Source organism: Limnobaculum eriocheiris (assembly GCF_021010575.1).
Taxonomy (GTDB): Bacteria; Pseudomonadota; Gammaproteobacteria; order Enterobacterales; family Enterobacteriaceae; genus Limnobaculum; species Limnobaculum eriocheiris.
This window is the reverse complement of sequence record NZ_JAJNAG010000025.1, coordinates 1-16,131: the sequence shown is the minus strand read 5'-3', so window position 1 is coordinate 16,131 and position 16,131 is coordinate 1. Positions and strand designations below refer to the sequence as shown.

Sequence of the window (16,131 nt, the reverse complement as noted above, 5' to 3'; positions counted from 1 at the left end):
TCATTAGGGGGCCCTTATAGGGCCCCCTAATAAAAAGTAAAGGAATACTATTATGCCTTTAACCGCCAAACAGACTGAAGCGGCCAAACCCAAAGAAAAAGAATACAAACTTACTGATAGTCAGGGATTATATCTTTTAGTAAAACCATCAGGTGCAAAATACTGGCGTTACAAATATCGCTTTGCAGGAAAAGAGAAAAAACTTGCTATTGGAGTTTACCCTAATATTTCTCTTGCACAAGCTCGCCTACTACGTGATGAGGCACGTAAATTACTATCGGAGAATACAGACCCATCTCAGATAAAACAGAACAAAAAACTAGCTCATCGCATCACTCATGTTAATACATTCAAAACAATTGCTGATGAGTGGATTTTATCCAAAGAACGTAAATGGGGAGTCGAACATAAGAAAAATACAGAAAATCGGTTCAAAATATATGTATATCCATGTATTGGAAAACGCCCCATCACTGATATAACACCAATGGATGTCTTGACATGTTTGAGAAAAATAGAAGTAACAGGAAAACTTGAAACTCTTCGCAAAACACGACATGCCTGCCTCCAAGTATTTGCATATGCCATAATAACAGGCAGAGCTAAATTTAACCCGGCAGATTATCTAACTAATGCTCTAGCATCTCCAGAAAGTGAAAATCATCTAAGTTTAACAATCGAGCAACTACCTGAGTTCTTACAAAATTTACATCAATCAAAAATAAACCCACTGATGCAACTAGCTGTAAAACTCTTATTACTTACTGGATTGCGTTCTCAAGAAATGCGTTATGGTACATGGGATGAAATTGACCTAAATAGAGCAACTTGGACAATTCCAGCAGAACGAATGAAAATGCGACGCCCGCACCTTGTTCCTCTTTGTAAACAATCTATAGAACTACTTAAGATTGTTAAAGTTTTGACCAATTCAATAGAATCACCCTATATATTTCCAGGTTATTTTGATGCTCAAAAACCCCGAGCACGACGAGCATTTAACTATTGTCTACTACAACTGGGTTGGTTAAATAGAACTACGGCTCACGGTTTTCGGCACACTATGAGTACGATCTTACACGAGCAAGGTTATAACACCGCATGGATTGAATTACAGCTTGCTCATGTTGATAAAAATATAATCCGAGGTACATACAACCATGCCCAATATTTAGAACAACGAAGAGAAATGTTGCAGTGGTATGCAGACTATCTTGATAGTTTAGAACTGAAAAATGCCATCATTTCTGACACATCAGGAAAATAGATCCATCCCGAATTAGCCATCCAGACACCCATTTAAAGATCTTGTAAGTAGAGGAAACTTTTTGTTTCCTCTTTTTTTATCCACAATCAATAATGCGAATGAGAATTATTTATGAAATTGAAATCTACTCGATTAAAAAGAAAAGTATCACACTTAACCATCACCTGTGATTTACCGATTTTTAAACCTTTCATTACGCTACTGGCAAATGTGATAGAACGTCACCCTAAGGTCTTCAGTATTACGCTCAATTACAACAATGCAGATTATACGGCAAAATCGGGCGGTTACCGCCCTGTTGAGATTAGACTGGAAAGAAAACAGGATAATCGCTGGCATATTTGTTATATCACTGAGCTTACCTATATACCGACACCATTTGGCCACGAATCAACTTATGCCATTGATTTTGACTTTAGCCGGGGCATCGGTTACCAGTTAGGTATGACTTCAGAACCTATTGCTGCCTACGGGCCACTGTTTAGCCTCTGGCAACGTAACTTCTGTCGTTACCATTCCTATGATACCTATCAGTGCAAAATAAGCATTGAGGAATCATAAAAACGTACAGCCGTTATTTATCATTATGCTCCACGCTATCCTTATCTACTCTTTCATCAGTCCTTTTAGCAGCATCTGACCATAATAGTCATCCTACCGAATACCGTTCATTTATGTGATATGGACTGAATCAGCCAAGATAAATCTTATATATTGGCAAATATTAAGAATATTCCCCCAGTTAAATAGCATTTAGCTGTTTTTAACCTCATTGATCGTCATCAACGATCAATCACCATGATGTGATCGGTACAAACGATCAATCCCAAATTCGTGAATTGATAGACTGATGCCATTTAAAACTCCGTCAAAAGGAAAGCCTTATGAATGATGAATCTGGCATTGATATTGTTAAGTCCTGCCTGGATATTTTACCCAAGTCAGTCAGTGACAAAATCATTGATAAATTGAAACACTCGGTTAACTACGAACCTGTCATCGGCGTGATGGGAAAAACGGGGGCCGGAAAATCCAGTTTATGCAATGCCATATTTCGCAGCAATATCTGTGATGTCAGCGATGTCGGCGCTTGCACCCGGGAAGTTAAGCGAATGAAGCTGACCTTTGGCAAACGGTCTCTCATTCTGATTGATATTCCCGGCGTTGGTGAAAGTCAGGAGCGTGATGATGAGTACAGGGAGCTATACCGTTCACTGTTACCTGACCTGGATATTGTACTGTGGGTATTAAAAGGGGATGACCGGGCATTCTCATCGGATGAATACTTTTATCACCATGTGATTAAAACCAGTCAGGAGGGAGATGACAAAATTATTTTTGTCTTAAATCAAATAGACAAAATTGAACCCTACCGGGAATGGGATACAGAAAATAATTGCCCCTCCCTCTCCCAACTTCAAAATATCAAAGAAAAACAAGCCTATGTTGAAAAATGCTTTGATTTCCCCAGAAACCACATTGTTGCCGTATCCGCAAATGATAAATACAACATTGATTTATTGGTTGAGGAAATCATTCGATGCCTCCCAAAGCATGCCAAAAGCAACGTCATCGCACAGGTCGATCCCAAAAACAGAACCGGCCGGGCAGTCGCAGAATCAAAAGAGGCTTTCGGCGACGAACTCGGTAATTTCATTGATAACTTATTAGACGTTATACCGCTGCCTTCTCCTGTTAAAACAGTGCTAAAAGCGAGCAAAAGTAAGGTGATATCAACAGCTAAAAAGGTGTGGGGATTCTTCTTTGGCTAATAACTCACCTAATCAAAAAAGCTAATAAACATTAGCTATTTTGAAAATAATCATTTTTACAATGGAAAGGAAATTCAAACATGAAAAAGCTTATCCCATTAATATTAATACCTTTACTACAAGCATGCGGAGATGCAGGTTCGGATACTGAACTTCCTACAATAAAAGCGAAGTCTGCCTATACATGTTCGCAATACAATGACTATAGGGCTAATGGTGATGTTGCAGCACAGATGCGCATACTATCATCCACATTACACCAGTTAGATACGGAATATACTGGCAGTACACCAATAGAAATATATTATCGTCATGCCCTTCGCTCGGAAGGCAGCTATTTTTACCGATTAAGAAAAGAGCTCACTGCCGCACTGGATAAAGCTTGCCTTGATAATAACAAGGCTAATCTGACCGATGTCGCCACAAAGACGATCAATCAAAAATACCCCTTATTTTCTTCTGATGCCTATTATGGTACCTGTCGTGCCTATAATAATGGCCTTTTCACTTACGATGACATAAAACGCCAGTTTATTGACATTCAGTTGGGCATGCGCAGTAATGAAGCGATTATCATCAGTGCAATAGATAATTCTCCTAAATACGGTGAAGGGTATATCAAGCAAGAATTAACAAATTATTGTAATAATAACCTTGATGCTATCGTCTGGCAGGATGTGTCTAACGTATTCAATTCAGCCTATATCATTGTAGGCGAAGATAATAGAAAAGCGCATATTGAACGTAATATCGAGGCGTTGAGGAAGCAAGAGACGGAAGAACTCAGCCGTTCTCGCGAATGGCTGGCAACAGAAATTATCAATGCATTAAAAGACAATAAGCTTAATGAACTGACACAATCCAGTGTACGTTGTGTCGATTTTCAAAAGCGCTATGACTATGGTTTGATTGACGATAAGTATCAATCTGTCTTCACTCAGCTTACTGATGAAACAGTAAAGCACCTCTTAATAACGCTGACGCCCGAAGAGCAAGAAAATATCAATATCAAGTTTAATGGAAATAAACGTCATATCGCCAAAGCGTTACGAGAAACCTGTGAGATAGGAGTGGCTTATGATTCTTATGGACGACCAATACGATCCACCGAGTTAGAAGACGCGTTATTAAAGCTACTCTGATGAAATCTAAAAATTAAACTCATCACGCTGCCCCCCAACTGTTTGAACAGGGATGTTCATGCCTAGCGATAAATGATACCTGGCTAAAATATGCGCCAATCGCCTCCTGAATAACGCGATGAAAATCTCCTGATATATGGGGCGTCATCTGTTGGTAACCGCCTCTATCACCAAGTTGAGACTAGACTGTTTAGCTTATGGCAACACAATTTTTATTGTTATCATTCGTATGGTGTTTATCAACACGGAGTCTTCACTGAAGAAAAATAATCAGCGTTATTTTCACGCTATAGATCACTTCCCGTGAGGGTTATACCCTCACGGGATTCACCCCTCTTTTTTATGCTCAAAAGAGGAAAATATCATGCCCAATTGGTACCCATCATCTGGATATCACAGGTGAACCCTCTCAACTTAATGTAAGAGAAGCATGCGTATTTAGTTTATCTGAATATATACCTTCTCAGGTTTGCTGATTAATTTCCATGACATAACGGATCAAGTCTTCAGCATTCCCCTCAAAGACCCGTCCCCGATGCTGAATTTTATTTGATGTCGGATAAAAACAAATTTTTCCGTCAGATGTCGGAATGACCATAGTTTGATTCAACGGATATTCAATATAAGAAATAGAACTGTGCATAAGCAGTTCTATATTCTTATTTTTTCTTTCCTTTTTTAGCGTTTCTAACGCCATCATTTCATCGTTCGTCATTTTATCTATTCCCTGACAAAACACACATCATCATTATGATAAGACATCCATCCCTGCTTTTCTAGCGCACCGTCAACCGCCGCAATATCGCCCTGCCTTCCGGCATAAAGTAGGTACCGAAGCGTACCAGCCCTATTTCTTTTAGATGGCAGGTTAAGGTGTAGCTGAGGATCATCTCTTTTCCACCGGGCTCCAGCGTCAGTTCAACGTCATACAGGCGCGGTTCGTACTTGAGCAACGTATGCTGGATAGCCCGCATCAGGCTGTGGGCTGATGACGGCAATTCCTGATAAATCAGGCTGAGGTCGGGTAAGCCATAGTCCGGCAGATATTTAATCGCGCCAGCCCGGCTGTTGAGGATACGTTGAATGTTGTCCATCACGCTGAGGATGGTTTGCGTCTGTTCATTCACCTCATCCACCGCGATACCCGATTTAAAATTCCCCATCAGGGATTCATACAGTGACGGTCCCATCGTGACTCCTTGTTATTTGACCGGAACCAAACCGATTTCCGCGTAGTTCGCCACCAGCAGCCTCGGTTTATCTGCCTCTAAATCATTACGTTCAATCAGCACGCGCCAGCTGTTATCGTCCAGATTGGGCGTGCGGAATAAGGCGACCACCCCGACAAACGCGGCCTCTTTATGCATTGATGAATCCAGCGCCATGGCGGACGACGGGTTCAGCACCACGTCATCCCGAGAGATGAAGTCCGCCCCCAGCACCTTTTCATCATTTTCCAGCAGGTCTTGATAGGTGGCTTTTTCAAAGTTTTCCTTTTTGCCCAACTGGTAGGTGCGAATCACCAGTGAAGCAGGAACGCCGCCGTCACCGGGGTTAAGCTCGGCGCGAGCAGCAAAGTCCAGATGTAGCACTTTGATGTCTTTAATAAAAATGGCTTTGGCGACGCTGACCGTTCCATCCGTTGCGGTTTGCATCAGCCCACATCCTGTTAACAGACCACCCAGTAACATCATGCCGACAGCAAGTACCGCGACTGACTTATTCTTTTTTTGCTGTTTCATTGTCATTTTGTCATTCCTTTTCTCTATTGCTGTCCCGCGGCTAAACCCACATAGCGCCCCAGATTGACCGTTATTGCCTGATGTTGCTTATCCCATTGCTTCATGCCCAGCACCGCCGTGAGCCCTAAACGCACCCGGGATTCCCCTAACTGTGCTTTAGGCAATAACGACCGTTTCACATTCATGTTCATACAGGCGTCAAAACGATAGCCGAGGTAGGCCCGCAGCAGCGCCATTAAATCGGTATGAATCGATTCACCGGGCAGCAGCCCTTCTACCTGTTGAATATTGATGGGGGTGATGGTGACGTGAACCGCACTGTTGCTCTCTTTAAAGCGTCGGCCTAAAACCGCCGAGCGCTGTAGGCTAACCGGTTCATCCCGTTGTAATCGGGCGGGCGACTCAAGATTGAACCACTGGGGATAGAACTCCCGCACCTCAACCTCCGCGCCCGGTAGCAGCAAATTTACCACACAGCGTAAGCCGTCACCGGTGCGGGTTCGTTGGGTGATCAGCCCCAGCAGCGCCAGAAAACGCGACGGCGGCGCGGCTATCTGCTCGCTAGATCCTTCGATACCGAAGCCCGCCAGCCCCAGTAAACACTGGGAGACTAAATCGGTCCCCCCGGCGCGAAATCCGGCCGGATAGTAATATTTCAGCCAAATTCGATAATACTGGGTCATGACCCGATGGTTGAAGATATCGAGAAACCCTTCCAGCGACTCATGCCCCTCCTGACGCTGAACAAGGTCATCCAGCCAGGCGTAAGGCAGTACCGCATCGACGCCGTACAGTCCCAAAAAGGTGGTGCGTACCGTCGGCGGGCGCTCGGGGAATTGTGCGTCCCACTCTACTCGCTTCATTTCACTGGCGGGAAACCCCATCTCCGGCACTGGCCGAAAGCGAACCGGATCGGTGCCCGGCGTTTCGGTTTTGCCCAGCGGCGGTAAATCAGGATGTTGCTGTTCAATATACTGACAGAACTTATAAAAATTCATTCGCGGCACGTGCCGGAACAGCCCTTCCATCAAAGGGGAGAACGTACTGTCTTGCTGTCGGTCCATTTTAAACGTTTCCCTGTAGGTAAAAGTACTAACGTCAGGCGGGTAAAGAGATTCAGGTCGGCATATAGCGCAAAGAACTGATGCAGCAGCTCACCAAACAGGGCCACATCCCCCTCGCCGGGGAACTGATGGGTATTCAGGGTGATTTCAATTTCCACCCCGCGTTCCAGCATGCCCTTGGTCATGCGCTGTACCGGTTTGTGTTTCACCTCCACAATACCTTCCAGACGGCGGCGATTAAGCTCATTGTCCGTCCAATCGTACAGGGCCAAGGTACCGCGCAGCACTTCGGCATTCATTAATGACAGGTAGTTAGGGGCCAGATGGGACAACACCCGCCAGTGAAAACGGTCATTCACCGGTGGGTAGCACGGCAAGGTTGGCGCACACAGATTACGCACCGCCACCACGCCGGTTTGGCTATGGCTGATTTGATTGATTGATGCATTACGCAGCGCCTTGCGGGGTAACATGCCGTTGGTGCCGGTAATGCGCAGAGAGAGCGTCTCATCATAGACTTCTTCTGCCCTATCCCATACCTGTCCCCCCAGAATCAACCAGGTATCGTGCAATCCCGATGCGCCGCGCCGTACGCGCGTGTGGTAATAGCGCTCCGGCGCGTCATGGCGCAACATCCCGCCGCGATGGCGAAAGCTGGTGAAGGGAACATAGCTGGCACGGCCGTGGCGGCTGATGGACTGCACCGCATCCACCGAATAGATTTCAATGTGTCCATCCTGCAAAAGCAGCGGACGCAGCAGATATTCGCTGTCCAATTGATTCACTCTGACCGGATCGGCTTCCATTGGAAACAGATTAATCACCGGTGAACAGTGCAGACGGATATTCTCTGCGTTAAAAGGCAGGTCGTCAGCCCAGATTTCATTTAACACCAGCTCCAGTTCAAAAGCGTTACAGGCTAGCGGTATTTGCGCCAAATCCAGCCCCTGTAAATCAACAAACATAAATTTTTCGCGGAAGGTGAAATACTCCAGCAGCAGTTGATAGCCGCCAAACGCATTATCCGGCTTCAGCCACAGCCGCTCATCGGAAGAAAAACCGGCCGGGGTGATGCGCCCATTAAACGGCTGTAGCGCGCCATCCTGATAGCCGGGATAGCGGATTTTCATCGCGCCGACCTGATACACCATAGCGCGGTACAGGGCTGACGCCACCGGTGTGTCGGCGTTGATATACAGGCACAGATTAGACAGATCCATCTGTTTTCTGTCCGCCATCTCACCAAAATCAAAGCGCATATGGATAACCGAGCGCCCATCCTGATGGCTGCGTATGCCTGCGCGGGTAATTTTGATTGGCTGTATTTCTACCCGCTGCGTGGTTTGATATTTACAGCAGGTTTTCGAGGGGCCGATAGGCGAAGTTTGTACCCCAAACCCCGGCTCGACGATCTCTTTACGCGGCAGTACGTTGAAGTCTGGTAATAGTTCAACAATCGCCAGCGAAGGAATAATACGCAGATAGTGCGGCCACAGCAGACTGACCACCCCTTCGGTCAGCTCCGGCAGGTCATCGTCCAGCTTTTGGCGCAGGCGGCCCATGAGAAAAGCAAAGCCTTCAAACAGCCGTTCTACGTAGGGGTCTCTGTCGCCAACCCGATCGAGATTCAGCAGGCCTGCCCTGTCCGGATGCACCTGTGCAAACTCTTTACCTGCTTCACGCAGATAACGCATTTCCGCTTCATAATAGCGTTTAATCAAATCGTCCATTGGAGTCGGTGCCCTTAAAATGTCAATGCGCGAGCAGGATGCAGTACCGTTAGCTCACTGAGTAGTTGATCGGCGTCTTTATTCAGCGTGGTTTTATCCGCATCTTTCAGTACGCTTTTTTGTTGAACCAGCTTTAACAGCCGCGACTTGAGTTCAAACACCAGATCCGGCTCCCAGCCGGTTAAGCGGTAGTTATCACATTCCCGATTGAGCGCATTCAACAGACGAAAGGCCATATCCCGCTGCCCATGCTGTTCTGCCAGTCGCGCCAACAGCATACGGTGCAGATAGCGTTGGCGATCAGTCACCATATCCGGCAGGTTGTTCATCCAGTTAAAGGCGGATTCCAGCCCGTCGCGACCGGCGATTTCCATCGCCTGCTGTTCGATTTCGCCCCAATTTCCCCCTACATTCACCGGAATGGGTGCCAGAGACTCGCCTTCATCCAGATGACGAATAGAGGCGGACGACGCTATCCAGTTCAGGGTGTCATCATCGGCAAACGGCGTGCCGTCGCTGTAGGTCAATCGCTCCAGCCCTTTTAGCCGGTCTAGCATCAGGGCCACATCCGTCAGGCAGATCTCCTGCCAGCCGCTATAGGGTGCGCCAGCATTGAGCATGGCATCGCAGGCATAGCGTTGCAGATCGAGCCAGAAGTGGTTGGCCGCCTCAGAAAACGCACGCTCTACCTGCTCCAGCAGTTCTATCCAGCTTTGTTGGAGCCACAGGCGATTAAGGTGCTGTTTCAGCTCGCTGCGGGGAGCGATTAAGCGCGTCGCATAGTGGGTATCGTGCGGGGGTAACGCCGTGACCGTATCCCATCGGATACTGCGGATCAGGCGAAACGCCGCCAGATAGCCATCCGGCTTCTCGCGCAAAAATGCAGAAATCTGACGGGTTTGGTCCAGCACTTCCCGTAATGAACGCACGTCCTCAGTCTTCACTTTCAGGCCGTTGGTCGAAACCGTATTGGTCAGCGGCGTGACCGGTGCCGACGGTAACGGCTCCGGTTCCGGGTTTTCCAGTCGGGTTTCAAACAGGCGGATCAGGCCGCGTAAATCCGGCGGCAGTTCCCCTTCCCACTGATTGGTATAGCCAACCATCAGCGACAGTGCAGAGATGGCACGTTCCAGATCCTGATGCTGAAAGCTGTTTTGCACGTCCAGTAAGTCAATAAACTTACTGCTGGCTAACCACTCGATGGACGACTTTTTGCTTTCGGCACGTTTGGGATACAGCGCGGTATCGTAGCGGGCCACCAGACCGGCCATCAGTTCCAGACCGTCCGCCAGTCCGGAAATACCGTCCAGCCGCAGGCGCGCCCAAGCGTAGTAAGAGGCCACGCGAATGTCTTTGGTGCGCTTTTGCAGCAGCTTTTCACTGATTTCAATAATCAGCGCGGCGTCAATACCGGACAGTTTGGCGATCTCTTCTTTTATCAGTTGAAAATCGTCGTCATAGCTGGGGTCGATGCCCGTGGGGTTATCCCCTTCGATTGGCACCAACCACGATTGCCAATGTTGCTGGATGCGTTTTTTCACCCCTTCCTGCGGGTCGCGGCTGCCAAACAGGGCTTGCAGTAAATTAGTTAGCATCGTGTTCTCTTCTCATCATCGGGACGACGGTTGTTTCCTCAGCCGGTTCGGGCTGTACACTTTCGTCAGTCGCCGTTTCGTCCGGGGTCGCGGCTGCCTGTTCGGCGATGGATTGCGCCACCTTATCCGCCGCGGCCTTTTTCTTGCGGTACTTAGCCGGCATCACCGTTGAGGCGTCGGCGGTAGACACGGGCGTATGTTTTCGTGGGCTGGCGGTTGTCTTGGTTGCTGGTTTGGCCGGTTGCGTCATATCTCCCGAGGCGTCCGGCATCACCGGCGTCCGAGAGGTCAGGAATACGTTAGCCGGTAAGGTGAAGCCTTTCAGACTCAGCAGCTCGACCGGGCCGCTATTGCTCTGAACTCGCAGGATATAGTTGAGTTCGCTGCCGTCATCCGCCTTCCACACCAGTCGATAGCGTGTGCTGTCCAGTTGAGTGATGTTGGCTTTATCCAGCAGGCGAACCCAGCCCCAACTGCCTTTTGGACTGTCCAACAGGCGCAGCCCGGTTTGTTCGGTACTCCAGCTTAGCTGCGCGCCGGGAGTGTAAGCATCGCCCGGCCAGCGCAGGGTTTTCCAGCTTTCCATTTGGTTGAAATAGCTCAGGGTTGCGCCATCCAACAGCAGTTCGGTTTTGGTGACCCCCGGGCTGGGGCGTGCCATCAATTCAAAGGTCATTCCCGCATCACCGTTGGCATACAGCATGGCGGAAATGCGACTGAGCTGATTTAACGCGCTGATAAACTGCGGATTAAGGGTTAATCCCTGAGAGTTCAACGCATCGGCAACCCAAACGTCCCCTTGCTTATGCAGCATTCCCCCCAGTTGAGTGCTGACAAAGCGCTCAATCAGGCCGGTATCGGGACGCAAAAAACGCCCCAATTCAGGCAGGGAAACATCGTTCGCCGTGGCTTTAAACGGATAGCGGCCATTAAAGACGCGGTACCACGGGTCGACAATGCTTTCACGCCAAGCATTATTGAAGCTCATGGCCGCCGGCTCGAGTACCGCCTGCCACGCCTGCTCCAGCGGCTGTACAAACAGATTGCTGCCAAAACCCGCCCACTCTTCTCCCATACTGGCAGCAATCAGGCTGCCGTAATCACGGGTGTCGGTTAAGTCGATGGCTTTACCTTCAAACACGGTTTTAGCCAGCGACTGGGTCATGGCCTGCGGGTCCGGCGCGCTGGTAATTTGCTGAAGTTTGAGGCGAACCCGAGTCACGCGGGTCAGGTAGGTTTGCAGGCTAAGGTTATCGCCGCCCTCTTTGGTGGTGGCCTGCACAATACGCAATAGCGGCGCGAAGGTGCCATCCAGCGGGCCGACGGGCGTATCGTCGTCTATCGGAATGGCATCCAGCCGTTTGGCTTTGCTGCCAAACGCCGCCTGCGCTGATTTCACCAGCGTTTCGGTTAATGCCCGTCCTTTTTGGGCGGTCTGGCCCTGATATTTGACGGTATTCATCAGCCCAATCAGCGGCGACTGGCGCGCATCCGCCAGCAGGGTCAATTGGTCAATCACATCGGACATGGACTCTGCCCGCGTCCAACTGATGCTGTTCAGGAAGTTCAGCCAAGCGGCGCTGTAGTCGGTAAAATAACGTTCGTTTAACCGCTGTTTGAGTACCTCTGGCGAAATGTCGTTGGCGGGCTGTTTGCCGCCGTCCGTCAGTACCCAGTCAATCTCTTCACGGCGGTTTTTCACCGCCTTATCAATCTCTTTCTCCACCATGCCTTCCCACGCATCGCGGGTAAACATGCCCGGCACCTCTTCGTCGGTGGTAAACAGCGTGCGGCTGTCCATGCCGTTGAGCACCTGACTCAACGACATATTGCCGTAGTTTTGCCCCACGCGCCGCAAAATGCCCTGATAAATCGAGGTTTCCGCATTTTGCATACCGATCTGGTTGATCAAGACCTGACGGGCATCGCTAACCAGCGTTCTGTCTGGCTTAATCGCCCAATCTGGATGGCGGGAGAGATTGCTGGCATAGAACTGCATCAGCTCCGGGCCAACGCTTTGCCACACGCCGTCAGAGACGGTAGCCGGAGCCTGTTTGTTATTTTCAATCAGAATATTGCCCAGCAGCGGCGCATCGACCCGGTCGGGACGGGACAGCATCAGATAGGCTTTCAGCCGGTCGTAACCCGCTTTGGCTAGCGCTGCGCGTTCCGGGCTGTTGGGGGGCATTTGCACCAATTCACTCAGTTTGCCGTACAGGTTATCCTCGATGGGCTGCTGAATGTTCTGCTGATTGGCGGTGTGGTAATAAGGCCACAGCACCGTCAGCAGCTTATTGTTGGTGCTCAAACCAAAGCGCAGATACCACGGGCTACCGTGCTCAGCGCGGTATTGCAGTTGGGAAATTTGCTGTTTAAACGCCTGCTGGCGCGTTAAGCGTTCGGTCAGGCTGGCGCGAGGATCGGTGCTCTGCTTCGCCAAATCTTCCGCCGAGGAGATAAGACCCCGGTTGCCGATGTAGGAGACAATGCAGCCCACACCAAACAGCAGCACAATACCTAATACCGTTGCCACCGCACTGTTTACCCACTGAATACCCACGCCCCGCCCTTTGGCTTTGCGGCTGTCGTCCGTCACCACCTGCCATGCTGGCGTAGGGAGAAAGGCGTGTTCCGCCAGCGTATCGGGTCGGGTCACTTTAGACGTAAACAGCAACCCACGCAGTTGATTACCGCCCTGAGTCGTCACAAACGCCGGTAACCACGCGCGCAAACGAGGAATATCGCGCTGTTCTAAATCCTGAGCCAGTTGCAGCAGGAAGGCGTGACGATTGTTGATCATCACCTGCTCCATACCCAAGCCGGTGGTTTGTTTCACCACCGCTGACAGCAGCTTGGTCAGGGTATCCGGCTGGGGTTTGGCGGGGAACAGTGTACCCACCTGAAGCTCTTCCCGTTCATCCTGCGTCCACGTCATGGTGCGAAGGTCCAGCAGATACAGCGGCGCTGCCCAGCGCAACAGCTTATTGCGGCTGTGCATGTGCCACAGTGCCTTATCCTGAAACGCTTTCTGCACTTTGGTCGGCTCATAGTGAAGCGCAGACACCACCCAGACCTGCGCATCAATCGGCCTGCGCCAGCGCAGTTTTTTCAACTGCTTTAACCACGCTTCATCCGGCGGCGTTTGGGATGAACCACCCCAAATCAATAGCGTATCGTTACTAGTTTGCCAGCCCTGAGCGATTAACCCCGGTGCCACCTGCTCTACGTCTACCGCTTCACCGGTGACTAACAGCCAACGTAATTTGCGACGCCAAGAGAAAAGGCCGTAGCGGTGGCGGAGGTGGGATTTAAGAGCCAAAAAAGTTTCGGATAAGCCGATTTCGTTATTATTTTCTGTTGTTGAATTAGTCTGACTCTGATCATTTTGGCTAAAATTGAGTAACACTGATTTGTTCAATATCCAGGCAACGGCATAATGAAAGTGAGATAGAATCAATAAAGCAATTACAACAACCGCAGTGGAAAGTATTTGTTGTTCCTGTTCCTGAATAAAAGAAAAACTCCCTCTCCAAATAAAAAATATTACTACCAATGCAATAACCAGCAGAAATAGAATCCATCCAATGGTAATTTTTTTCATTATTTATCCTTTATCGATTCATTCGGCATATATGTTGAAACTACCAAAGCACTTATATCCGACGACCCACACATGGCTAACTGTTTCTCTTTCGACTCTATAGCCTGTTCAATCGCAATAGCTAACGTAAGCCAATAGGCACAATAGTTGGCATGCCCTATCGACGTGTCTAAGTTAAAATGATTATTGAGAGTTATTTTTTTGCTGCTGAAATAGGTAAGAACCTTAACATTAACTTCTGGTGTAATATTGCTATACCACAGCGTGGTCAATGCTGATTTATTTCCTGCCCCCCATAACAAAGCGTTATCTAATAATTTTTCAACATCAATCTGATGTTCCGTTCTGAAAACTTCGGCAATAGTATGGTTATTAGATAATATATCTTCCAGCAGCCTTTTATTTTTTATTATGTTCTTTCCTGCCAATAGAAATGCTGTACCGACCTCTGCGCTGTTGGGCTGAGGGTAACTGAATAAATGACAACCAATGACCAGCAATAGCGCATTATCGTGTGCCGTGTTATCCAACCATTTATCTAAAAATAAGTGGCTTTGCTCTGTGGGCTCGACTGATAAACTGGTGTAATTCAGCCTATGTTCCCAGACCTGATGAAATACATCCTGTACTTCCTTGTCTTTCAATGGAGTGTCAATAAATAGCCGAATATGTAAAGGATTTGCACTGGATAATTCAACGAGTTTTTTACCAAAGGTCGTTTTTATATCTGACACTATTGTAGTTAACCGCTTGATAAAGTCAGATTCTGATACATCATGTTCTAAGGGTAATGCACTATGTGGAACCGCATTTCCTCCGGCATGCGGCCTCAGGGATTCCATTGTTATGCTAAGGCTGGAAACCCCTTTAGCATTGCCGGCTTTACCATATTGGGTATAGAGGTAGTTTTCCAACACATACAGTGGACGTTGAGCAAAAGTAATTAACTCGTCACGTCGTTGTTCATGGCGTTTATTCCATTGGATAACATAATACTGTCGACACCCGTTCAAATAGAGGCAATATAAAAATACCAATAACCAGGTAATAAAAGGCGCTGCGGTTAAACCGAACCAAAGCCAAAAGTCACTTAATGAATAAAACTGACTAATAGCTAAAGTGACGAGTGAACCAACAACCATAACAACCAGAAAAGCGATCGCCCATCGCCATAAATTCATCTTTTTAGGCTCTGGTAATGGCGGAGGGATCTGCGTTAAATCAACCGACATTTATGACTTTCCTACGCTACTAATCGACGATATCAGCGTACAACCACACTCGGTTTTATGCCCATCCAGTGCAATTGCTACGCCCTGATCTTTAAAGATGCTCTCACCTTCTATAATTTTATTCACCCCATGACCACTCTGAGGGCAATCGACTAAATCACCAACGCGCGCCACCCCTTTTCCCATAATTATCATGGTTGATGAGGCTGATATAACTTTACCACCGTGATCGGTCGCATCACCGAGCCGAATTACACCTTTCATATAATTACACTCCATTAAAAATAGTAATAAAAGACTTTATTAAATCTAATAAAATCTTTTATTTAAATAATAAGAATTGCTGTTTTCGAATTTAATGCGTGAGGTTATTCTTTAATAGAATTTTATTGTATTCTTCTATTGAACTGACTTTAGACTTTTCATCTATTTCCGGTAACCAGCAAATGGCTTTACCCGGCACGTTATCTTTTTCAAAGGTAGTTGTATCCAGATTGTCGTCACTAAAGGCCATATAGCTGTTGATCCACATCCATTCGTCATAACTCAGCGAGCTATCCGCCGTCAGGCAAAAGTGATCTATCATTTCAGTGGTGCCCGGCTTACACACTACACAGCGGATCACATAGCTACGCAGCATTCCGCCGGTGCTGATTGGTGCCGCCATTGAGGTCAGCACCGCCTGAATATCCTGCCAGTTAAACTCTTTTTGTACCGGTCGGGTTACCCTGAAAAAAGGCGAGGTAAAAAGCCCTTTGGTACTTAAATTTAATAAAATATAGTCATAAATATACACTTTCCCGGTTTTACGATTTAACCGAATAGGGCAATCTTTTGGCGCAAAGATGGAATAATTTAATAAAGTGGCAAAAAAATAAAAAAAACAGGCTCCAGTTAGTATTACTGCCCCCGATAAAACATTAACCGATACATATTCATCTTGCCATGTATTCGGATTATATGTACCTAACTGAAATATATTCGTT

14 protein-coding genes are annotated in these 16,131 nt (G+C 47.7%); 4 read left to right on the top strand and 10 right to left on the bottom strand.

The window, feature by feature from the left end; translation table 11 throughout:
* Positions 1-52 precede the first annotated feature (52 nt).
* The 4 genes from LPW36_RS11425 (at position 53) to LPW36_RS11410 (ending at position 4,181) form a co-directional block, all read left to right on the top strand.
* Entirely contained in the window at positions 53-1,267 is a 1,215-nt protein-coding gene (locus LPW36_RS11425; RefSeq protein WP_230609772.1) for a tyrosine-type recombinase/integrase, read from the top strand.
* A gap of 111 nt (positions 1,268-1,378) precedes the next feature.
* Complete coding sequence (locus tag LPW36_RS11420; protein ID WP_230609771.1) at positions 1,379-1,828, top strand: DUF2787 family protein; 450 nt, start codon at positions 1,379-1,381, stop codon at positions 1,826-1,828.
* Between the two features lie 323 nt (positions 1,829-2,151).
* A complete protein-coding gene (locus LPW36_RS11415) occupies positions 2,152-3,039 on the top strand; it encodes a GTPase family protein (protein ID WP_230609770.1) in 888 nt (295 codons plus the stop codon).
* An 80-nt stretch (positions 3,040-3,119) separates the two neighbouring features.
* Positions 3,120-4,181 (top strand): hypothetical protein, encoded by a 1,062-nt coding sequence (locus tag LPW36_RS11410; protein WP_230609769.1) that lies wholly within the window; start codon positions 3,120-3,122, stop codon positions 4,179-4,181.
* Between the two features lie 463 nt (positions 4,182-4,644).
* Here LPW36_RS11410 and LPW36_RS11405 read toward each other — a convergent pair whose 3' ends face one another.
* The 10 genes from LPW36_RS11405 to LPW36_RS11360 form a co-directional block, all read right to left on the bottom strand.
* Positions 4,645-4,896, bottom strand: a complete 252-nt coding sequence (locus LPW36_RS11405; protein ID WP_230609768.1) for a hypothetical protein — start codon at positions 4,894-4,896, stop codon at positions 4,645-4,647.
* Positions 4,897-4,957: 61 nt separating this feature from the next.
* A complete protein-coding gene (gene tssE / locus LPW36_RS11400; RefSeq protein ID WP_108899333.1) occupies positions 4,958-5,371 on the bottom strand; it encodes a type VI secretion system baseplate subunit TssE in 414 nt (137 codons plus the stop codon).
* A gap of 12 nt (positions 5,372-5,383) precedes the next feature.
* Entirely contained in the window at positions 5,384-5,929 is a 546-nt protein-coding gene (gene tssJ, locus LPW36_RS11395; RefSeq protein ID WP_230609767.1) for a type VI secretion system lipoprotein TssJ, read from the bottom strand.
* 17 nt (positions 5,930-5,946) lie between these two features.
* On the bottom strand, positions 5,947-6,987 hold the full coding sequence (gene tssG, locus LPW36_RS11390) for a type VI secretion system baseplate subunit TssG (protein WP_230609766.1): 1,041 nt from the start codon (positions 6,985-6,987) through the stop codon (positions 5,947-5,949).
* Positions 6,951-8,717, bottom strand: coding sequence for a type VI secretion system baseplate subunit TssF (tssF, locus tag LPW36_RS11385; protein ID WP_108899331.1), 1,767 nt, complete (start codon positions 8,715-8,717; stop codon positions 6,951-6,953). Before tssF ends, tssG begins: the two co-directional genes overlap by 37 nt.
* Positions 8,718-8,731: 14 nt before the next feature.
* Positions 8,732-10,312, bottom strand: coding sequence for a type VI secretion system protein TssA (gene tssA, locus LPW36_RS11380; RefSeq protein ID WP_108899963.1), 1,581 nt, complete (start codon positions 10,310-10,312; stop codon positions 8,732-8,734).
* On the bottom strand, positions 10,302-13,913 hold the full coding sequence (locus LPW36_RS11375) for an ImcF-related family protein (RefSeq protein ID WP_230609765.1): 3,612 nt from the start codon (positions 13,911-13,913) through the stop codon (positions 10,302-10,304). Before LPW36_RS11375 ends, tssA begins: the two co-directional genes overlap by 11 nt.
* Positions 13,913-15,145, bottom strand: a complete 1,233-nt coding sequence (locus LPW36_RS11370; RefSeq protein WP_108899327.1) for a hypothetical protein — start codon at positions 15,143-15,145, stop codon at positions 13,913-13,915. The genes LPW36_RS11375 and LPW36_RS11370 overlap by 1 nt, the downstream gene beginning before the upstream one ends.
* A complete protein-coding gene (locus LPW36_RS11365) occupies positions 15,146-15,409 on the bottom strand; it encodes a PAAR domain-containing protein (RefSeq protein ID WP_108899326.1) in 264 nt (87 codons plus the stop codon).
* 91 nt (positions 15,410-15,500) lie between these two features.
* On the bottom strand, positions 15,501-16,131 hold a 631-nt coding region (locus LPW36_RS11360; protein WP_338085982.1), incomplete at its 5' end, for a DUF6708 domain-containing protein.